This is a genomic window from Paracoccus sp. AK26, from assembly GCF_011801365.1.
Taxonomy (GTDB): domain Bacteria; phylum Pseudomonadota; class Alphaproteobacteria; order Rhodobacterales; family Rhodobacteraceae; genus Paracoccus; species Paracoccus aerius.
Genome location: NZ_CP041042.1, coordinates 57,501 through 78,165, shown reverse-complemented (window position 1 = coordinate 78,165; position 20,665 = coordinate 57,501). Strand labels below are relative to the sequence as shown.

General features: G+C 63.6%; 15 protein-coding genes, 1 tRNA gene, 2 rRNA genes and 1 riboswitch (1 of these 19 running past the window's edge). Of the genes, 7 read left to right on the top strand and 11 right to left on the bottom strand.

Annotated elements, in window-relative coordinates:
• The first annotated feature begins 35 nt into the window (after positions 1–35).
• The 5 genes from FIU66_RS14265 (at position 36) to FIU66_RS14245 (ending at position 5,164) form a co-directional block, all read left to right on the top strand.
• The gene (locus FIU66_RS14265) at positions 36–1,292 is read left to right on the top strand and encodes an ABC transporter substrate-binding protein (RefSeq protein ID WP_167623581.1); all 1,257 of its coding nucleotides are present in this window, start codon (positions 36–38) and stop codon (positions 1,290–1,292) included.
• A gap of 76 nt (positions 1,293–1,368) precedes the next feature.
• A complete protein-coding gene (locus tag FIU66_RS14260; RefSeq protein ID WP_167623580.1) occupies positions 1,369–2,286 on the top strand; it encodes a carbohydrate ABC transporter permease in 918 nt (305 codons plus the stop codon).
• Between the two features lie 10 nt (positions 2,287–2,296).
• Positions 2,297–3,136, top strand: a complete 840-nt coding sequence (locus tag FIU66_RS14255) for a carbohydrate ABC transporter permease (protein WP_167623579.1) — start codon at positions 2,297–2,299, stop codon at positions 3,134–3,136.
• Positions 3,133–4,155 (top strand): Gfo/Idh/MocA family protein, encoded by a 1,023-nt coding sequence (locus FIU66_RS14250; protein ID WP_201281132.1) that lies wholly within the window; start codon positions 3,133–3,135, stop codon positions 4,153–4,155. Before FIU66_RS14255 ends, FIU66_RS14250 begins: the two co-directional genes overlap by 4 nt.
• Positions 4,156–4,165: 10 nt before the next feature.
• Complete coding sequence (locus FIU66_RS14245; RefSeq protein WP_167623578.1) at positions 4,166–5,164, top strand: ABC transporter ATP-binding protein; 999 nt, start codon at positions 4,166–4,168, stop codon at positions 5,162–5,164.
• Positions 5,165–5,182: 18 nt separating this feature from the next.
• Here the strand turns inward: FIU66_RS14245 and FIU66_RS14240 are convergent, their stop codons facing one another.
• The 5 genes from FIU66_RS14240 to FIU66_RS14220 all read right to left on the bottom strand — a co-directional run bounded on the left by FIU66_RS14240 (position 5,183) and on the right by FIU66_RS14220 (position 10,451).
• Positions 5,183–6,025, bottom strand: coding sequence for an ATP-binding cassette domain-containing protein (locus FIU66_RS14240; RefSeq protein WP_167623594.1), 843 nt, complete (start codon positions 6,023–6,025; stop codon positions 5,183–5,185).
• A 5-nt stretch (positions 6,026–6,030) separates the two neighbouring features.
• Positions 6,031–6,870 (bottom strand): ABC transporter ATP-binding protein, encoded by an 840-nt coding sequence (locus FIU66_RS14235; protein WP_167623577.1) that lies wholly within the window; start codon positions 6,868–6,870, stop codon positions 6,031–6,033.
• A 3-nt stretch (positions 6,871–6,873) separates the two neighbouring features.
• Positions 6,874–7,773, bottom strand: coding sequence for an ABC transporter permease subunit (locus tag FIU66_RS14230; protein WP_167623576.1), 900 nt, complete (start codon positions 7,771–7,773; stop codon positions 6,874–6,876).
• Positions 7,770–8,777 carry an ABC transporter permease subunit gene (locus tag FIU66_RS14225; RefSeq protein ID WP_167623575.1) on the bottom strand — a complete coding sequence of 336 codons (1,008 nt, stop codon included), beginning with the start codon at positions 8,775–8,777 and terminating at the stop codon, positions 7,770–7,772. The genes FIU66_RS14230 and FIU66_RS14225 overlap by 4 nt, the downstream gene beginning before the upstream one ends.
• A 72-nt stretch (positions 8,778–8,849) precedes the next feature.
• A complete protein-coding gene (locus FIU66_RS14220) occupies positions 8,850–10,451 on the bottom strand; it encodes an ABC transporter substrate-binding protein (RefSeq protein WP_167623574.1) in 1,602 nt (533 codons plus the stop codon).
• A gap of 530 nt (positions 10,452–10,981) precedes the next feature.
• Between FIU66_RS14220 and FIU66_RS14215 the strand changes: the two genes are divergently transcribed.
• Together FIU66_RS14215 and FIU66_RS14210 are read left to right on the top strand one after the other, a co-directional pair.
• Positions 10,982–14,326 carry a M10 family metallopeptidase C-terminal domain-containing protein gene (locus tag FIU66_RS14215; RefSeq protein WP_167623573.1) on the top strand — a complete coding sequence of 1,115 codons (3,345 nt, stop codon included), beginning with the start codon at positions 10,982–10,984 and terminating at the stop codon, positions 14,324–14,326.
• 55 nt (positions 14,327–14,381) lie between these two features.
• Entirely contained in the window at positions 14,382–14,774 is a 393-nt protein-coding gene (locus FIU66_RS14210) for a hypothetical protein (protein ID WP_167623572.1), read from the top strand.
• 49 nt (positions 14,775–14,823) lie between these two features.
• Here the strand turns inward: FIU66_RS14210 and FIU66_RS14205 are convergent, their stop codons facing one another.
• From FIU66_RS14205 to FIU66_RS14180, 6 genes are all read right to left on the bottom strand, one after another.
• The gene (locus FIU66_RS14205; RefSeq protein ID WP_167623571.1) at positions 14,824–15,852 is read right to left on the bottom strand and encodes a methionine synthase; all 1,029 of its coding nucleotides are present in this window, start codon (positions 15,850–15,852) and stop codon (positions 14,824–14,826) included.
• A gap of 28 nt (positions 15,853–15,880) precedes the next feature.
• On the bottom strand, positions 15,881–16,858 hold the full coding sequence (locus FIU66_RS14200; protein WP_167623570.1) for a DUF1852 domain-containing protein: 978 nt from the start codon (positions 16,856–16,858) through the stop codon (positions 15,881–15,883).
• A 123-nt stretch (positions 16,859–16,981) separates the two neighbouring features.
• Positions 16,982–17,182: riboswitch (cobalamin riboswitch) on the bottom strand.
• Positions 17,183–17,376: 194 nt separating this feature from the next.
• Positions 17,377–18,666, bottom strand: coding sequence for a sorbosone dehydrogenase family protein (locus FIU66_RS14195; RefSeq protein WP_167623569.1), 1,290 nt, complete (start codon positions 18,664–18,666; stop codon positions 17,377–17,379).
• 372 nt (positions 18,667–19,038) lie between these two features.
• Positions 19,039–19,115, bottom strand: a tRNA-Met gene (locus tag FIU66_RS14190).
• 57 nt (positions 19,116–19,172) lie between these two features.
• Positions 19,173–19,287, bottom strand: a 5S ribosomal RNA gene (gene rrf / locus FIU66_RS14185).
• 86 nt (positions 19,288–19,373) lie between these two features.
• Positions 19,374–20,665, bottom strand: a 23S ribosomal RNA gene (locus FIU66_RS14180); it runs 1,540 nt beyond the window's last position.

The window sequence follows — 20,665 nt, the reverse complement described above, 5'->3', positions numbered from 1 at the left end:
GGGCGCGAAACGGCGCCCTTCACAGGGAGACGACGATGAAAAAGACCCTCGGAACGGCCCTTCTGGCGGGCACGATGCTGGGCGGGACCGCCTGGGGCCAGGATGTCACGCTGACCATCGAAAGCTGGCGCAACGACGACATCACCATCTGGCAGGACACCCTGATTCCCGCCTTCGAGGCTGCCAATCCCGGCATCAAGGTGGTCTTCTCGCCCTCGGCCCCGGCCGATTACAACGCCGTGCTGAATTCCAAACTGGACGCAGGATCGGCGGGCGACCTGATCACCTGCCGCCCCTTCGACGCCTCGCTGGAGCTTTACAACAAGGGCCAGCTGGCCGACCTGACCTCGCTTGCCTCGATGGCGAACTTCTCGGACGTGGCGAAATCGGCCTGGCAGACGGACGACGGCGCGGCCACCTTCTGCGTGCCGATGGCCTCGGTGATCCACGGCTTCCTGTATAACGCCGACGCCTTCGAGGAACTGGGACTGACCCCGCCCGCGACCGAGGAGGAATTCTTCGCCGTCCTGGACAAGATCAAGGAGGACGGCACCTATGTGCCGATGGCAATGGGCACCCAGGACCAGTGGGAAGCCGCGACGATGGGTTACCAGAACATCGGCCCGAACTACTGGAAGGGCGAGGAAGGCCGCAAGGCGCTGATCGAGGGCACGCAGAAGCTGACCGACGAGCCCTGGGTCGCGCCCTTCGTCCAGCTTGCGAAATGGAAGGACTATCTGGGCGACGGGTTCGAGGCGCAGACCTATCCCGACAGCCAGAACCTGTTCACGCTGGGCCGTGCTGCGATCTATCCGACGGGGTCGTGGGAAATCGGCGTCTTCAACCCGCAGGTCTCCTTCACCATGGGGGCCTTTCCGCCGCCGGTGCCAAACGCGGGGGACACCTGCTATATCTCGGACCATACCGACATCGCGCTTGGCATGAACGCCAAGACGGCGCATCCCGAGGAAACGAAGACATTCCTTGAATGGGTCGGGTCGCCCGAATTTGCCACGCTTTACGCCAATGCGCTGCCGGGCTTCTTCTCGCTCAATTCGACCGCGGTCGAGATGGAGGATCCGCTGGCCAAGGAATTCGTGTCCTGGCGCGAGAAATGCGAGCCGACGATCCGGTCCACCTATCAGATCCTGTCGCGCGGCACGCCGAACCTGGAAAACGAGACCTGGAACGCATCCGCCAACGTGATCCGCGGATCCGAGACGCCGGAAGACGCGGCCAAGCGCCTGCAGGAAGGCCTGGCCTCGTGGTATGAACCGCAGCAGGCGCAGTAAGGCGCCCGACAGTTCGGCAGGCCGGGGCTGACCGTCCCGGCCTTCTTGCGCAGATAACAGGCAAGGGGACGCGATCATGGCGAAGGGACGGCCGATCCGCTGGCATATCGCGGTGTTTCTGGCACCGGCGGTGCTGGTCTACAGCGCGATCATGATCCTGCCCCTGTTCAGCACGCTGAACCTGTCGCTGTTCACCCGGACCGAAGGCGGCACCGCCTTCGTGGGCCTGGACAACTTCCGCACGCTGTTCGGCGATCCCCGCTGGTCGGCGGCCTTCTGGAACGCGCTTGGCAACAACCTGTGGTTCTTTGCGGTCCACATGCTGGTGCAGAACCCCATTGGCATCCTGCTGGCCGCGCTGCTGTCGTCGCCCCGGCTGCGGTTTTCGGCCTTCTATCGCACGGCGATCTTCATCCCGACCATCCTCAGCTTCGTGGTGGTGGGCTTCATCTGGAAGCTGATCCTGTCGCCCTTGTGGGGGATCGCGCCGAACATGCTGGACATGGTGGGGCTGAAAAGCCTGTTCGCCCCCTGGCTGGGGAAAGAGGAATACGCCCTGACGACGCTGGCGCTGATCTCGGTCTGGCAGTTCGTGGGCATCCCGATGATGCTGATCTATGCGGCCCTTCTGTCGATCCCCGACGACATCATCGAGGCGGCCGAGATGGACGGGATCACCGGCTGGTCGCAGTTCTGGCGCATCAAGCTGCCGCTGATCCTGCCCGCGATCGGCATCATCTCGATCCTGACCTTTGTGGGCAACTTCAACGCCTTCGACCTGATCTATGTCAGCCAGGGGGCGCTTGCGGGGCCGAATTTCGCCACCGACATCCTGGGGACATTCCTGTATCGCACCTTCTTCGGCTTCCAGTTGCAACTGGGCGACCCGCATATGGGCGCAACTATCGCCACCGCGATGTTCGCCATCATCCTGGTCGGGGTCTGCATCTATCTGTTCCTGATCCAGACGCGGCTGCGCCGCTATCAGTTCTGAGGGCGGAACCATGAGCCAGCCCCGACAGTCCCCCGCCCGCACCCTTGCCGCCCATGCGGTGCTGATCCTGTGGACGCTGATCGCGCTGTTTCCCGTCTTCGTGACGGTCGTGAACAGCTTCAAGTCGAAACGGGCGATCTTCACCCAGCCCCTGGCCCTGCCGGGGCCGGACAGCTTCGACCTTGTCGGCTATCAGACGGTGGCCAACCAGGGCGATTTCGTGGCCTATTTCCAGAACTCGCTGGTGGTGACCTGCCTCAGCCTGTTCTTCGTGCTGCTGTTCGGGGCGATGGCGGCATTCGCGCTGTCGGAATACCGCTTCCGGGGCAATACGCTGATGGGGCTTTACCTTGCCCTTGGCATCATGATCCCGATCCGGCTGGGCACGGTGGCGATCCTGCAGATGATGGTGGCGACGGGGCTGGTGAACACGCTGACCGCCCTGGTGCTGGTCTATACCGCGCAGGGCCTGCCCCTGGCGGTGTTCATCCTGTCGGAATTCATGCGCAACGTGTCGGACGACCTGAAGAACGCGGGCCGGATCGACGGGCTGTCGGAATACCGCATCTTCTTCCGGCTGGTGCTGCCGCTGGTCCGGCCCGCAATGGCCACGGTCGCGGTCTTCACCATGATCCCCATCTGGAACGACCTGTGGTTCCCGCTGATCCTCGCGCCCTCGGAATCCACCAAGACCATCACCCTGGGCAGCCAGGTCTTCCTGGGGCAGTTCGTGTCGAACTGGAACGCGGTCCTGGCCGCCCTGTCGCTGGCGATCCTGCCGGTGCTGGTCCTTTACCTGATCTTTTCCCGGCAACTGATCCGGGGCATCACCGCAGGAGCCGTCAAATGATCCGTGTCCTTGTCGCAGGCCTTGGCAACATGGGCCAAAGCCACGCCCTGGCCTATCACAAGAACCCGGACTTCCAGATCGTGGGCCTGGTCAACCGCACCCCGCGCCCGCTGGCCCCCGGGTTGGAGGCCTATCCCTTCTTCGACGACTATGCCCAGGCCCTGGCCGAGACCAAGCCCGACCTGGTCTGCGTCGCCACCTATTCCGACAGCCACGCCGACTATGCCGTGGCGGCGATGGAGGCGGGCGCCGATGTCTTCGTCGAAAAGCCCCTTGCCACCACCGTGGCTGACGCGCAGCGGGTGGTCGATGCCGCCGCCCGCCTGGGCCGCAAGCTGGTCGTGGGCTATATCCTGCGCCACCATCCAAGCTGGCAGCGCCTGATTGCCGAGGCCCGCGCGCTTGGTGGGCCCTACGTCTTCCGCCTGAACCTGAACCAGCAAAGCTCCGGCCCGACATGGGAGGTTCACAAGGCGCTGATGGAAACGACGCCGCCCATCGTCGATTGCGGCGTCCATTACGTCGACGTGATGCTGCAGATCACCGACGCCGATCCGGTCGAGGTGCGCGGGATGGGCCTGCGCCTGGCCGATGACATCGCGCCGGACATGTACAACTACGGCCATTTCCAGGTTCTGTTCGCCGACGGATCCTTGGGCTGGTACGAGGCGGGATGGGGGCCGATGATGTCGGATACCGCCTTCTTCGTGAAGGATGTGGTCAGTCCCAGGGGCGCGGTCTCGATCAGGATGCCGGACAGCGCGCGGTCGGACGACATCGACACCCATACCAGGACCTCGACCCTGCGGGTGCATCGCGTGGGCCAGGGGCACGAGGATCTGTCGATGGCGGACGAGCCGGGGCACCAGGAATTGTGCGACCGGGAACAGGCCTTCATGGCCCGCGCCATCGCAAATGATCTGGATCTGACGCGCCACATGCAGGACGCCGTGCGGTCTCTGGCCATCTGCCTTGCGGCGGATGAAAGCGTGCGGACCGGCCAGATCGTGAAACTGTAAGGGACGGCGAATGGGCCAGCTAACACTTTCCGGCGTGACGAAGAACTTCGGACCGGTCGAGGTCATCAAGGGCGTGGATCTTAAGGTCGCGGACGGAGAGTTCTGCGTCTTCGTCGGACCGTCCGGCTGCGGGAAATCCACGCTTCTTCGCATGATCGCGGGGCTGGAGGATGTCAGCGGCGGAACCGTGACGCTGGACGGGCGCGAGATCACCAACCTGCCGCCCGCCCGGCGGGAAATCGCGATGGTGTTCCAGTCCTATGCGCTTTACCCGCATCTGACCGTGCGCGACAACATGGGCCTGGCGCTGAAGCAGGCGGGCCATCCCAAGGGGGATATCCGCGCCGCGACCGACCGCGCCGTCGCCATGCTGTCGCTGGACGCGCTGCTGGACCGCCGCCCGGCCGAACTGTCGGGCGGTCAGCGCCAGCGGGTCGCCATCGGCCGCGCCATCGTGCGCCGTCCCAAGCTGTTCCTGTTCGACGAGCCGCTGTCGAACCTGGACGCCGCGCTGCGCGTCCAGACCCGGATCGAGATCGCGAAACTGCACCGCGACCTGGGTGCGACGATGGTCTATGTGACCCATGACCAGGTCGAGGCGATGACCCTGGCCGACAAGATCGTGGTGCTGCGGGCGGGCAAGGTCGAACAGGTCGGCGCGCCGATGGAATTGTACAACGATCCTGACAATACCTTCGTGGCGGGCTTCATCGGCTCGCCGCAGATGAATTTCCTGAACTCGGGCGCCTTGGGCCTGTCGTCGCACAGCGCGGGCATCCGGCCCGAGCAGGTGCAACTGACCGACGGGCCCGGCCAGATCAAGGGCACGGTCAGCCATGTCGAACGGCTGGGTGGCGAGACGCTGGTCTATGTCCATACCGAAGGCCACGGCCTTCTGACCGCGCGGTTGTTCGGCGAACATGATCGCGCGGTGGGCAGCGACCTGGGGATCACCTTCGACCCGGCGCGGCTGTTCCACTTCGACAAGGCCGGCCAGCGCCTGCGCTGACCGGCACGCCAGGACGCCTCAGGCCACGGCCTGCCGCGCGGCCTTGCGGCGGGCAACGCGAGCCCGGATCGCATCCACATCGGTGACGGGGGTCGCCGCGAACAATTGCCGGGTATAGGGATGGGTCGGGTTGGCAAAGATCGCCTCGCGCGGGCCTTGTTCGACCGCCTCGCCTTCGGAAATCACCATCACCTCGTCCGCGATATAGCGGACCACCGAAAGGTCGTGGCTGACGAAGACATAGGTCAGGCCCATCTCGTCCTGCAGGTCGGCCAGCAGGTTCAGGACCTGCGCCTGCACCGACAGATCCAGGGCCGAGACGGGTTCGTCCAGCACCAGCAGCGACGGGTTCAGCATCAGGGCCCGCGCGATCGCGATCCGCTGCCGCTGCCCGCCCGAGAACATGTGCGGATAGCGGTTGTAATGCTCGGGCATCAGCCCGACCTTCTGCAGCATCGCCCGCGCCCGGTCGCGGCGTTCGGCGGCGGGGACATCGGTGTTGATGACCAGCGGTTCGGTCAGCACGTCGCCGATCTTCTGGCGGGGGTTCAGGCTGCCATAGGGGTTCTGGAACACCATCTGCACCTTGGACCGCAGGGCAGGGCCGGGGCGGCTGGCGGCGATATCGACGCGCTGCCCGTCGATCAGCAGCTCGCCCTCGGACGGGGCGTCGATCAGCGCGATGATCCGCGCCAGCGTGGACTTGCCGGACCCGGATTCGCCGACGATGGCCAGCGTCTTGCCCTTCTGCACGCTGAAGTCGATGCCCTTGACCGCGCGCACGGTCTTGGCGCGGCGCAACATGCTGCCCGGGACGTGGTAATCGCGGACAATGGCGCGTCCTTCGACGACGGGGGTCACAGGGGTCATCGCGCGGCCTCCTCGGTGAAAAAGTCGGACACGGTAGGCAGGCGGTCGCCGGTCGCATGTTCCGGCAGGGCCGACAGCAGCGCGCGGGTATAGGGGCTTTGCGGGTTCTCGAACAGATCCAGCACCTCGGCCTCTTCCATCTTGCGGCCCTTGTACTGGACCACCACGCGGTCGGCTGTCTCGGCCACCACGCCCATGTCATGGGTGATCAGGATCAGGCCCATGCCGTAATCTTCCTGCAACGACATCAGCAGATCCAGGATCTGCTTCTGGATGGTCACGTCAAGCGCGGTCGTGGGTTCGTCCGCGATCAGCAGCCGCGGGTTCGAGGCGATGGCGATGGCGATCATCACCCGCTGGCACTGCCCGCCCGACATCTGGTGCGGATAGGACTTCAGCTTCTCCTCGGGGCTTGGAATGCCCACGGCGCGGAACAGCTCCAGCGCGCGGTCGCGGGCGGCCTTGCCCGACAGGCCCAGGTTGAAGCGCAGCACTTCCTCGATCTGGAAGCCCACCGTGAAGGACGGGTTCAGGGATGCCACGGGTTCCTGGAAGATCATCGTGATCTCGCGCCCGATCAGCTTGCGTTTCTGGGCGGGCGTCATGGCCAGGATGTCCTGGCCGTCATAGGTCATCTCGTCCGCGGTGACGGTGGCGGTGTCGGGCAGAAGGCCCATCACCGCCAGCATGGACACCGACTTGCCGGACCCGGATTCGCCGACGATGGCCAGAACCTCGCCCCGGTCCACGGACAGGTCCACCCCGTCCACGGCGGTGAAGCTGCCGGTGGCGGTGGCGAAGCGGACGGTCAGGTTGCGGATGGTCAGCAGGGACATCGGTCAGCTCCGCTTCAGTTTGGGGTCAAGCGCGTCGCGAAGCCCGTCGCCCATCATGTTGATCGCCAGGACCGAGACCAGGATGGCAAGGCCCGGCAAGGTGACGACCCACCAGGCGCGCAGGATGAATTCGCGCGCCTCGGCCAGCATGGTGCCCCATTCCGGCGCGGGCGGCTGCGCGCCCATGCCCAGAAAGCCAAGCGCGGCCGAATCCAGCACGGCCGAGGAGAAGGACAGCGTGGCCTGCACGATCAGCGGCCCCAGGCAGTTGGGCAGGATGGTCTTGAACATCAGGCGCATGTTGCCCGCGCCCGCCACGCGCGCGGCGGTGACATATTCGCGCCGCATCTCGCCCATCACGGCGGCGCGGGTCAGGCGGGCGAAATGAGGCTGATAAACGATGGCGATGGCGATCATCGCGTTTGTCAGGCCCGGCCCCAGCACGGCCACCAGCACCAAGGCCAGCAGCAGCGACGGGAAGGCCAGGATCACGTCCATCACCCGCATGATGACAGAATCAACCCAGCCTCCGAAAAAGCCCGCGATCAGGCCGATGATGACGCCGCCGACCAGGGCGATGGCCACCACGACAATGCCGATGAACAGCGAATACTGCGCGCCGAAGATCAGCCGCGACAGCATGTCCCGGCCCACGGCATCGGTGCCCAGCAGGAACTCGGCCCGGCCCCCTTCCTGCCAGACGGGCGGCAACAGGAAGGCGTCGCGGTACTGCGTGGTCGGGTCATGCGGCGCCAGCACCGGCGCAAGGATCGCGGTCAGCACCAGCAGGACAAAGATGACCAGCCCGGCCACGGCGCCGCGGTTCTGGCGGAAATAGAACCAGAACTCGGCCAGTATCTGGCGGCGGATCGCGCTGCTGGACAGTTGGACGGTATCGCTCATGACGCGCGGATCCTCGGGTTGATAAGGCCATAGGTCAGGTCGACCAGCAGGTTCACCAGCATCACAAGGCCCGCGATCAGCAGCAGGCCCGACTGCACCACCGGATAATCCCGGCGAGAGATGGAATCGATCATCCACTTGCCGATGCCGGGCCAGCTGAAGATCGTCTCGGTCAGGATGGCGCCGGCGATCAGCACGCCGATCTGGAGGCCGATGGTGGTGACGACCGGGATCATCGCGTTGCGCAGCGCATGGACGCCGATCACCCGGCGCGACGGCATCCCCTTGGCGCGGGCGGTGCGGACATAATCCTCGCCCATCACCTCCAGCATGGCGGACCGGGTCTGGCGCGCGATCACCGCCAGCGGGATCGTGGCCAGCACGATCGACGGCAGGATCAGGTGGCTGACGGCCGAGGCAAAGGCCCCGTCCTGCCCCGACATCAGGCTGTCGATCAGCATGAAGCCGGTTCCTTCGGGGAAGTAATACATCAGGCTGATCCGCCCCGACACCGGCGTCCATCCCAGGAAGCCGGAAAAGAAGATGATCAGCAGAAGGCCCCACCAGAAGATCGGCATGGAAAAGCCCACAAGGGCCGAGGTCATGGACACCTGGTCGAACCAGCTTCCGCGCTTGATCGCGGCCAGCACGCCCACAGGCACGCCGATCAGCGTGGCGATCAGGATCGCGCAAAGGCCCAGTTCCAGCGTCGCCGGGAACAGGGCCAGGAATTCGTCAAGGACGGGCCTTTTGGTGACAAGCGAATTGCCCAGGTCGCCCTGCAGCAGGCGCCCGAGGAAATCGAAATACTGCATCACGATCGGCTTGTCGAAGCCCAGCTGCGCGCTGAGTTCGGCATGGCGTTCGGGCGACACGCCGCGTTCGCCCGCCATCAGCAGCACCGGGTCGCCCGGCAGGATGCGGACAAAGCTGAAGGCGACAATCGTGATCCCCAGGAAGGTCGGGACCAGATACAGCAGTTTGGAAAGAAGGAAGCGGACCATGTGCCTTGTCCCTTGGGGAACGCGCGGGCAGTCTGGCCCGCGCGTTCGTTTGTCAGACGATGTGAGGCAGGCTTATTCGGCCAGATCCACGGTTTCGAAGGTAAAGTCACCCAAGGGGCTCATGACGAAGCCCGTCACCTCGGACCGCATCGGCACATACTGGGTCGAATGCGCGATGGTCAGCCAGGGCGCCTGGTCCTTGAAGATCACCTGGGCCTGTTCATAGAGCTTCGTGCGTTCCGCCTGGTCCGAGGTCACCTTGGCCTGCTGCAGCAGGTCCGAGAATTCCTCGTTGCACCAGAAGGCGCGGTTCGCGCCGCCTTCCTTGGCGGAATCGCAGGACAGCAGCACCGACAGGAAGTTGTCGGGATCGCCATTGTCGCCGGTCCAGCCCAGGATCACCGCGCCGTCGCGCCCGGCCTCCATCGACTTCTGCAGGTATTCGCCCCATTCATAGGACACGATCTGCGCATTGACACCGACCTTGGACAGGTCTTCCTGCATCAGTTCCGCGGTGCGGCGGGCATTGGGCATGTAGGGCCGCTGCACGGGCATCGCCCAGATGTTCATCGACAGGTCCGTGACGCCTTCGGCCTCCAGCATGGCCTTGGCGGCTTCGGGATCGTAGGGGTCGTCCTGGACCGCGTCGTTATAGGACCACATGGTCGGCGGGATCGGGTTCTTGGCAGGTTCCGCCGCGCCCTGGAACACCCCGTCGATGATGGCTTCCTTGTTGATGGCCATGTTCAGCGCCTTGCGGACCTTCGGATTGTCGAAGGGCGCAACCGTGGTGTTATAGGCCAGATAGCCCACGTTCAGGCCCGGCTGTTCGTCCAGCTTCAGGCTGTCGTCGGCCCGGATCGATTCCAGGTCGGCGGGCGAGGGATAGGGCATCAGGTGGCATTCGCCGGCCTTCAGCTTTTGCAGCCGGACCGAGGGATCGGGCGTGATCGCGAAGATCAGGTCGTCGATCTTGGGTGCCTCGCCCCAATAGTCGGCGTTCTTCTGATAGCGGATCACCGCGTCCTTCTGATAGGCCACGAAGCGGAACGGGCCCGTGCCGATCGGCAGGTTGTTCAGGTCGGCCTGCGCACCCGCCGCTTCCAGCGTGTCGGCATATTCCTTGGACACGATGGATGCGAAGGGCATCGCGATATTGGCCAGGAACGGCGCTTCCGGCCGGTTCAGCGTGATCTTGACGGTATAGTCGTCGACCTTCTCGATGGACTTCACCAGGTTCGGCATGTCCATCGAGGTATAGTATTCATAGGTGATGCCCGGGATATACTGGTGCCACGGGTGGTTCGGATCGCCCTGCCGCTGGAACGAGAAGATCACGTCATCGGCGTTGAAGTCGCGGGTGGGCGTGAAGCGGTCGTTCGAATGGAACTTGACGCCCTGGCGCAGCTTGAAGGTGTATTCCGTCCCGTCCTCGGACACTTCCCAGCTTTCGGCCAGGCCCGGCTCGACCTCGGTCGTGCCCTTCTTGAACTCGGTCAGGCGGTTGTAGATCGGATGGCCCGATGCGTCGAAGGTGGTGCCCGCCGTATAAGGCGAGGGATCGAAGCCCTCGGGCGAGGCTTCCGAGCAATAGACGAAGGTCTTTGCTTCGGCAAAGGCGGTGGTCAGCGCCAACGCCGAGACGGCCAGAAGGCCGTGCGACAGAAGTTTCATGCGAATAGTTCCTTTCGCTCTCTGTTGAACTTGTGACCGCGTTTGTGTCCCGGGGGGATTCGCGGTGCGCATTATTTAGGCATACACCCGCTTGTGCAGGCTGCTCCACTAGCATCGGACCATGACCAAAGGGTCATGACCGAACTGAAGGCAGGAATCAAGGTCAGTGTGACTTACCCATGACAATCCCGGTCTTTCTCGCCTTGGTTGAGGAATGCCTGCGTATCTGTTTCTGGAATCGCGCTTTGTTCCCGTTAATCTTTGCATGAGAAGAAGACCGCCGACAACGGCCCGTCCGCAGGCAGGATTCCGCCCTTCCCATATCACCATCATCATAACCAACTGATATCAAACATATTAGGTCCGTCCATTCCCGCGTCTTGAATCGTGGACAGGTTGTGGTCCGGGGACCATCATCAACCGTGATGACCGCCGCTTCCTGCAGGATGTGCAAGTCGCGGCGAAATCCAAAGGCCTTCGGGCCACGCAGAATTAACCACCAATAGTTGATGAACAGGGAGAGCCAGATCATGCCGACTTCGATCCAGAACGGTGAAGAATGGTGGGTCAACGACCAGACGCCGGACAATCCCTTCGGAAAAAGCGAGGATTACGAAGCCTTCCTGGATTATCTGGGCGCGCTGAACCGCAGCCTGACACCCGCCATCGCGGCCGAGCCGCTGCGCATCAACCTGCATGAACTGAACAACCATCCCGACTACAAGGCGGCGGCCATCGGCGCCCTGTCGACCTGGTCCTCGGTTACGCCCCTGCGGTTCGAGATCGTCGACGACGCGCCCTTTGATCGCAACACCGACTGGATGCAGGTGGTCAGCCCCGAACTGGGCGAGCCCAGCGACGGCAGCGCCTTTTCCAGCAACCGCTATGTCAGCATCGGCCAGCGGTTCCATGACACGGAACCGGACCTGACCGATATCGGCGGCTATGTGTTCGATTCCTTTGTCCACGAATTCGGGCACGAGTTCGGCCTGAACCACCCCGGCCTCTACAACTACAGCGGCCCCGGGGGCGTGCAGATCAACTATCTGAACAACGCCACCTGGATCTATGACCGCCAGCAATACAGCGTCATGTCCTATTTCGACGGGATCGACGTGGGCGAGGAAAGCCGCTGGTCGGCCTCGACGCCGCTGATGGCCGATATCGAGGCCATCATCCGGCGGTTCTTCTCGACCGTCGATGCGAACGGGCAGCGAACCTACCAGACCATCGACCTGAACACCGGCGACGATGTCTATGGCTTCAACGCCACCGTCTATGGATACGAGCTGACCTCGACCGGGATGCAGCGCGACATCGGCTTTGTCATCCACGACACCGGCGGCAATGACACGATCGACTTTTCGGGGTCCACGGCGGGCACGATCCTGGACCTGCGCGCGGGGCAGTTCTCCAGCGTGAACGGGCACAGCAACAACGTCTCGATCTTCGCCGGCCACAATGCAGACCAGACCGAATACTATGTCGAGAACGGCATCGGCAGCCGCCATGCCGACATCCTGATCGGCAATGACGGCGCCAACGTCCTTGACGGTCGCGGCGGCGGCGACCGGATGGCCGGGAACGGCGGGAACGACATCTATTTCGTCGATTCCGCCGATGACCTGGTGCGCGAGGAAGCCGATGGCGGCGACGACACGATCATCGTCCTGGCGGAAGGCCTTGACCTGGGCGAGGTCGCCAATGTCGAGAACATCATCTATTCCGGTGGCACGACCGAAGGCCCGGGCTATGACGCCGAGGGCGATCCCGCGGGCAGCGGCGGCACGCCCCTTGCCAGCGTCCTTCTGGGCGATGGGGCCGACAACTCGCTGGACGGTGGTGCCGGCGGCAACACGATCTTCGGCCTGGGCGGCGACGACCTGATCGTCGGCGGGCGGGATTCGCTGGCCAGCCGCGACATCAACAACACGATCGCCGTCGCCGATCTTGAGGACCAGACCGAAAGCGACGACGGCGACGACGCGCTTTACGGCGGGAACGGCGACGACACCATCTTCGGCGGCGCGGGCGACGACACGCTGGACGGCGGCAACGGCGACGACCTGATGATGGGCCAGGACGGGGTCGACGTCTTCCGGGGCGGCGCCGGCAGCGATACGGTCGATTTCAGCCGTGAAAGCCCCTTCCAGTTGCTGGTCAACCTGGAAACCAATGTCGCCAGCGGCGGCACAGCCTCGGGCGACACCTTCTACAGCATTGAAAACCTCATCGGATCGGATGACCGGATCGACCGCTTTGTCGGCACGGGCGCGGCGAACCATTTCCGCGGCCAGGGCGGCGGCGACTATTTCAACGGTCGCGACGGGAACGACCTGCTGGACGGCGGCAATGACGGCGACATCATCTATGGCGAAGGCGGCGACGACACGGTGATCGGCGGCGCGGGCCAGGATTACCTGAACGGCGGGGAAGGGATCGACACGGTCGTCTATGCGGGCAGTTCGGCGGCCGTCAGGATCGACCTGGCCGACGGATCGGCCCGTGGCGGCGATGCCGACGGCCCCGTCCAGATCGTCGGGCGCGGCACGGTCATCCGCCACGACATCCTGGCCGAGTTCGAGAACGCGGTCGGATCGCGTTTCGACGACCACATCAACGGCAATGACGCGGCCAACGAACTGTCCGGCGGGGCAGGCGACGACACCCTGTCGGGCGGCGAAGGCCGCGACACGCTGATGGGCGGGGCGGGACGCGACACGGCGGATTACGCCTATGCCACGACCGGCGTCCGCGTCGGGCTGGGCCTTGGCGGGTCCGAAGGCGACAGCTTCGTGTCGATCGAGAATGTCTCGGGCTCGGGCCTGGGCGACCGCCTGCAAGGCAATGCCGGCGCCAATGTGCTGACCGGCCAAGGGGGCGACGACGATCTTCGGGGCGGACGCGGCGATGACACCCTGCTGGGCGACTTCGCCGATCAAGGCGAGGCCGTGCCGCGCCCCGGCCTGGGCAGCGGCTATGCCACGCTAGGGGCGGATGCGACGAACAATTCCATCGAGACCGCCTTCGATATTTCGAACAACTTCTCGCTGGCAGCCGACCCGGACATCTTCGATTCGACCACGGTCCTGCATACAACCGTCAATGCCACCGGCACCGGCGAGGGCGGCTATTACCGCATCGACCTGGCGGCGGGAACGCTGATCACCATCGACATCGACGGTATCGCCGATCCCAATGTCCATGACAGCTGGGTCAGGCTGCTGGACGCCGAGGGCAACATCGTCGCCCAGAATGACGACGGCGGCGGCGATCCCGGCTCGAACAGCAACCGCGATTCCTCGACCGTCTTCACCGTCGAGGAGACCGGCAGCTACTACATCGTCGAAGGAAGCTGGTCACCCGACGCCCCGGGCGACGGCTGGTCGGATTCCGTTCCCGAAGGCTCGACCTACAAGCTGAACGTCTCGGTCGAGTTCCCGCCCGAGCCGGTCCAGCCTGGCGAGGCAGGCCAGGACACGCTGCGCGGCGGGGCTGGCAGCGATCTTCTGGACGGCGGGCTGGCCGCGGACGTGCTGATCGGCGGCGCGGGCGAGGACAGCTTCCGCTTCTCGACCGAGCTTGGCGACGGCAATATCGACCGGATCCGGGATTTCGACCTGGCCGACGACCTGATCCTGCTGGCCAGGGACGTGTTCGAAGGGATCGGCGAGTTGGGCGAACTGGCCTTCGGGGCGTTCCGCAGCAGTCCGGACGGTGCCGCGCGGGATGCCGACGACCGCATCCTTTACGACCGCAACGACGGCTTCCTGTCCTTTGACGCCGACGGTGCGGGCCAAAACGACGCGATCCGCTTCGCACGGCTGGATTCGGGCCTGAACCTGTCGGCCGAAGACTTCTATATCGTCGGATGACGCCTGGACCGGGGCGCAGAACCGCGCCCCGGTCCGCAAGCACAAGGAAGACAGGATGAAGCGGCTTGCAGATCGACGGGGGATATTGCTGGGCGCCGCAACTGCGGCGGTGGCATTCGGCGCCCTGGCCAACAGCCCGCATTCCAGCGAGATCGCCATCACGATCGGCTTCGAGGGCGGCGAGGCCATCCCGAAGGGCCGGTTGGCCGTCTATCTTGAAGGGCCGGCTGACCCGCAACGCATGGCTGCCCGGGCCAGCGCCGAAAGCGATGGCGGTTCAAGCAAGATAAGACTTGCCCTTCCGCTGCCCCCCGGCACCAGAATGTCTTCGCGCCAGCAGGTCGTGGCAGAGCTGCAGCGCGCGGACGGCTGGCTGCTTGCCCGAGGCAGCGCCCAGGTCGAAGACGACCTGCCGGTCGAAATCACCCTCTACACCGTCATGTACTAGGCGACGGCTGGTGGGCCGGGCCGCGCAGGCGACCCGGTTCTGTTCCTCATCAGGCCGAAAGTTCGCGCCGCACGATCTCGGCACCGGCGCTGAGGGCGGACAACTTTCCTTGCGCCACGCGGCGGGGCAGGGGCGCCATGCCGCAATTGGTGCAAGGGTAAAGCTTGTCCGCATCCACGAAGCGAAGGGCCTGGCGCAGGATGTCGGCCACTTCCTCGGGCGTCTCGATGACCTCCGTCGCCACGTCGATGGCCCCGACCATCACCTTCTTGCCCCGCAGAAGTTCGATCAGGTCCATCGGAACGCGGGAATGCTGGCATTCCAGCGAAACCATCCCGATCGAGGATTTCTGCAGCTTGGGGAACACTTCCTCATATTGCCGCCATTCCGCGCCCAGGGTCTTCTTCCAGTCCGTATTGGCCTTGATGCCGTATCCATAGCAGATGTGGACGGCGGTTTCGCACCGCAGGCCTTCGGCCGCCCTTTCCAGGGCCGCGATGCCCCAGTCGTTGACCTCGTCGAAGAAGACGTTGAAGGCCGGTTCGTCGAACTGGACGATGTCGACGCCCGCGGCCTCCAGTTCCCTGGCCTCGTCGTTGAGGATCCTGGCAAATTCCCAGGCCAGCTTTTCGCGGCTCTTGTAATGGGCGTCGTAGAGCGTATCGATCATGGTCATCGGACCCGGCAGGGCCCATTTGATCGGCTGGTCCGTCAGCCCGCGCAGGAACCTTGCGTCCTCGACGAACACGGGCTTCTGGCGGGACACGGCGCCCACGACGGTGGGCACGCTGGCATCGTAGCGGTCGCGGATCCTGACTGTTTCGCGCTTCTGGAAATCGACGCCGTCCAGATGCTCGATAAAGGTGGTGACGAAATGCTGGCGCGTCTGTTCGCCGTCGCTGACGATGTCGATGCCCGCCTGCTGCTGATCGGTCAGCACCACGCGAAGGGCATCCTGCTTGCCCTCGACCAACTCCTCGCCCTGCAGCTTCCAGGGCGACCAAAGGGTTTCGGGCTGGGCAAGCCAGGACGGTTTCGGCAAACTTCCGGCAGTGGCGGTGGGCAGCAATTTGTTCATGTCTGGATGGCCTTGCATGTTGGGTTGATCAGGCGGCGTGTCGGGCGGACCATTGCGCAAGCATGGCATGGTTCGGCTTGATGAATTTCTCCTCGGCGTATTGTCCCTGTTCGATCGCCAGCCGGCTGCGTTCTTCCCGATCATAGACGATCCGGGTCACGGAATGATCCCGATGCGTCAGGTCTGGACGGTAGCATTGTCCGGCAGGGGAATTGGCATTGTAGATCTCGGGCCGGTAGATCTTCTGGAAGCTTTCCATCGTGCTGATGGTGCCGATCAATTCCAGGACCGAATAGTCGGTAGGCAGATCGCCGGTGAAATAGAATGCCAGCGGCGCGACGCTGCCGGGCGGCATGAAGCAGCGCGCCCGCAACCCCATCTTCGCGAAATAGCGGTCGGTCGCGGAAAGCTGGTCCTGCCGGTATTCGACGCCCAGGACGGGATGGCAGTTTTCCGTCCGGTGATAGGTCCTGCTGCTTGAAACGCTAAGGCAGATGACCGGCGGCTTTGAAAAAGCCATCCTGTAGGCAGGAGAATCGAGGAAACACCTGAACAGCTTCCCATGCAGATCCCCGAAATCATCCGGTATGCTGAAGTCGGGCCGCCCCTTGTTGTGCCGCGGCAGCAGGATGCTGAAATCATAGTCGCGCACATAGGACGAGAAGTTGTTTCCCGGAATCCCGTCGATCCGCCGGTCGTTCTTCCGGTCCAGGATGGTGGGCTTCAGGATCTCGATCAACGGGAAGGCATCGGAGCCGTGACCCAGGCTTGCCTGGGCCGAGATGATCTCCAGCTCGACCGCGTAGCGATCGCCGTGGGGGTTGTCCCAAGGGGCTAGGGCGTTGAAGCGGTTGTTGATCATGTCAAAGGCGTTGCGCAGGTTTTCGCGCCGCCCCTCGCCCTTGGCAAGGTTGGCAAAATTCGTGGTGGCGCGCGTGCCGTCCGATGGGCGGTAATCCTCGTCGAACGGAATGCTGTTGATGGTATAGGTGATGTCTTCTCTCATCCTGACATGCCTTCTGAGCGGCCCGGGGACAGGGGCCGTGAAACCAACTGGCCCCATGACGGATGCCATGGGGCGGCGATGTCACCTTGCGGATGTGCCGCTTCCGACGCGCCCACCGCGGCCGGAACAGGTGATGACCAAGGCAGGTTTCCTGGCTTGCGGGTCATAGCCCTGTCCGGCCTTCCCGGCGCGACATCTGCGCCAGTGGTCATTCGGACAGGCTCTCCGCCTACAGTTGCGGGGGCAGCTCCGGATTGGCGATGGCCTTGCCGGATTCCCTTTTACCCGGGGATTTCCCCCGGCACCTTGATCTGGACGCAGGATTGGCCAGGGCGGCGCCCAAGTCAACGCAGAGGGAACGGAGAAATTTTCATGTTGATTATGAACATGATGCGTCAAAGATCCGCCGCATGACCGCTGGGGCGGCGACGCGACGGCTTCGCATCCCGCCCAAGGTCATGGCGCAGGGTTTGGGCATGATCGGGGAAGGGCGGACCTGGTTTCCCCGCACGCCGTTCCTATGCGCCTGTGACGCGCCAGATCACATCACCCACGTCATCCGCCATCAGCAGCGACTTTCGGTCCGGTCCGATCGCGACACCCACGGGACGCCCATAGGCGACCTTTTCATCGCCGGACAGGAAGCCTGTCAGGATGTCGCGCGGAGGACCGCTGGGCGCGCCGTTGGCGAAGGGGACGAAGATCAGCTTGTAGCCGCTCAGCTTCGCGCGGTTCCAAGATCCGTGCTGGCCGATGACCATGCCCTCGCCGAAGCCCGGCAGGGTTCCGGCCGGCATCCAGCACAAGCCAAGCGAGGCCGTGTGCCCGCCCAATGCATAATCGGGTGTGATCGCGCGGGCGACCAGGGCCTTGTCCTGCGGAACCCTGTCGTCCACGGTCGATCCCCAATAGGAATAGGGCCAGCCGTAGAAGCCCCCCTCCTGTACCGAGGTCAGGTAATCCGGGGGCGTCTCGTCCCCCAGGCCGTCCCGTTCGTTCACGACCGTCCAAAGCGTCCCCGTCGTGGATTCCCAGGCCATGCCCACGGCATTGCGCAGGCCCGACGCAAAGATGCGGGCCTTTCCCGTGGCAACATCCAGTTCCCAGATTGCCGCGCGGCCTTCTTCCGCCTCCATGCCCTGGTCGCCGATGTTGGACAGGGAACCGACGCCCGCATAGATCCTGGTGCCGTCCGGCGACGCGATCAGGCTGCGCGTCCAGTGCCCGTGCGGCTTGAAGCTGACCAGCTTCTGCCCCGGCCCGGCCAGGGACGTCGCACCCGCAGCGTAGTCGAAGGCAACGATCCCGTCGGTATTCCCAAGGTAGAACCTGTTCCCGATCAGCGCCATGCCGAAAGGCTGGTTCTGGTTCTCGACAAAGGCTTCGCGGATTTCGGCTACCCCGTCTCCATCCGCGTCGCGCAGCAAGGACACGCGATTGGCGCTGACCCCGATGGCCTTGGCCCGACGCATGGTCGCCTGCGCGGCATGGTCCATCAGGGTCTTGGGCGGCCCCGGCTGCTCCTTGGATTCCGCGACCAGAACATCGCCGTTCGGCAGGACCTCGATCCAGCGGGGATGGTCCAGGCCGGATGCAAAGGCATTGACCTTGAGGCCGGCTGCGCAGGTCGGAACATGCCCGTCCTTCCAGCCCCGGGCGACCGGCATCTTCAGGGTCATGATGCCCTGCGCCTTCGCATCGGGAATCTGCGGTCTTGGCCCCAGGGCCTGATGTGCGGGCGTTCCCATGCGACGCAGGCGCGCCACCGTGCCACCCACAAGCGCGGTCGCCTTTGCGATAAGTTCCATATGCGGTCTCCAAGCTTTTGGAGGCCATGTTAGCGGCAGCAGAGGGGTCGCAACAGCAGGTTTTAGGGTGGCGGACGGTGGCCACCGATGGGTGCGCCTTGGCCGGATCCTGCCTCCCTCTTCTCGACACTCTCGCCTTTGCGGCTTCTTGATGAGGCTTCCGCGGATGCTGACGGGTTTTCCAGAGGCGATCACCGTTGCCTGATGGGCGGGCTGATCGAGGATGGCGTGGTGATTGTGCCGATGGCGGGCAAGCGGGCGACCTGGAGGGGGTTCTGGCCGCGATGCTGTTCCTGCGCTGCGCATCCCTTGGCTTAAACGCAAAGAGCCTCCCTGGGGGAGGTTTTTTGGTGTGGTGATGCGGTGTGTTTTTGGTTGCGGGGGCAGGATTTGAACCTGCGGCCTTCAGGTTATGAGCCTGACGAGCTACCGGGCTGCTCTACCCCGCGACAGGGGTGTCCTGGATCGGGATGATCGTTTCAGGGAGATATTGCGTGTCTTTCCAGGTCTGGCGGTGACCTACTCTCCCACGTCTTGAGACGCAGTACCATCGGCGCAGCGGCACTTAACGGCCGAGTTCGGGATGGGATCGGGTGTTTTGCTCGCGCTAGGGCCACCAGACCGGGAAAGACACGCTCAGCGTTGCCACTTTGGAGTGACGATGTTGTCCAAGGATGCTTTTGGAAGAAGTCCTGCTTCTTCCGGATCAAATCAAGCCTATCGAGCCATTAGTACCGGTCAACTGAATGCATTGCTGCACTTACATCTCCGGCCTATCGACGTGGTGGTCTTCCACGGCTCTCAAGGGAGACCTTGTTTTGAGGGGGGCTTCACGCTTAGATGCCTTCAGCGTTTATCCTGTCCGTTCATAGCTACCCTGCACTGCCGTTGGCACGACAACAGGTCCACCAGTGGAACGTTCACCCCGGTCCTCTCGTACTAGGGGCAACTCCTCTCAAGTCTCCAACACCCACGGCAGATAGGGACCGAACTGTCTCACGACGTTCTAAACCCAGCTCACGTACCTCTTTAAATGGCGAACAGCCATACCCTTGGGACCTGCTCCAGCCCCAGGATGAGATGAGCCGACATCGAGGTGCCAAACGATGCCGTCGATATGGACTCTTGGGCATCATCAGCCTGTTATCCCCAGCGTACCTTTTATCCGTTGAGCGATGGCCCTTCCACTCGGGACCACCGGATCACTATGGCCGTCTTTCGACTCTGCTCGACTTGTCAGTCTTGCAGTCAGGCTGGCTTCTGCCATTGCACTCAACGAGCGATTTCCGACCGCTCTGAGCCAACCTTCGCGCGCCTCCGTTACTGTTTGGGAGGCGACCGCCCCAGTCAAACTACCCACCACGCAGGGTCCCGGACCCGGATAACGGGCCGCGGTTAGACATCAAGAGTGCGAAGGGCGGTATCTCAAGGATGGCTCCACGGGAACTGGCGTCCCCGCTTCAAAGCCTACCGCCTATCCTGCACATCGCAATCCTGATGCCAGTGCGAAGTTGTAGTAAAGGTGCATGGGGTCTTTCCGTCTAACCGCGGGAAGTCTGCATCTTCACAGACAATTCAATTTCGCTGAGTCCACATTTGAGACAGCGGGGAAGTCGTTACGCCATTCGTGCAGGTCGGAACTTACCCGACAAGGAATTTCGCTACCTTAGGACCGTTATAGTTACGGCCGCCGTTTACCGGGGCTTCAATTCAATGCTTGCACATCTCCTTTTAACCTTCCGGCACCGGGCAGGCGTCAGACCCTATACGTCGCCTTACGGCTTCGCAGAGCCCTGTGTTTTTAGTAAACAGTCGCCACCCCCTGGTTTGTGCCCCCGACCAATGCTTGCGCACCAATCGGGCCTCCTTCTCGCGAACTTACGGAGGTATTTTGCCGAGTTCCTTAAATGTGGTTCTCTCAAGCGCCTTGGTATTCTCTACCAGTCCACCTGTGTCGGTTTAGGGTACGGTCTTGTGGAGGGCTATTTCCAGGAACCGC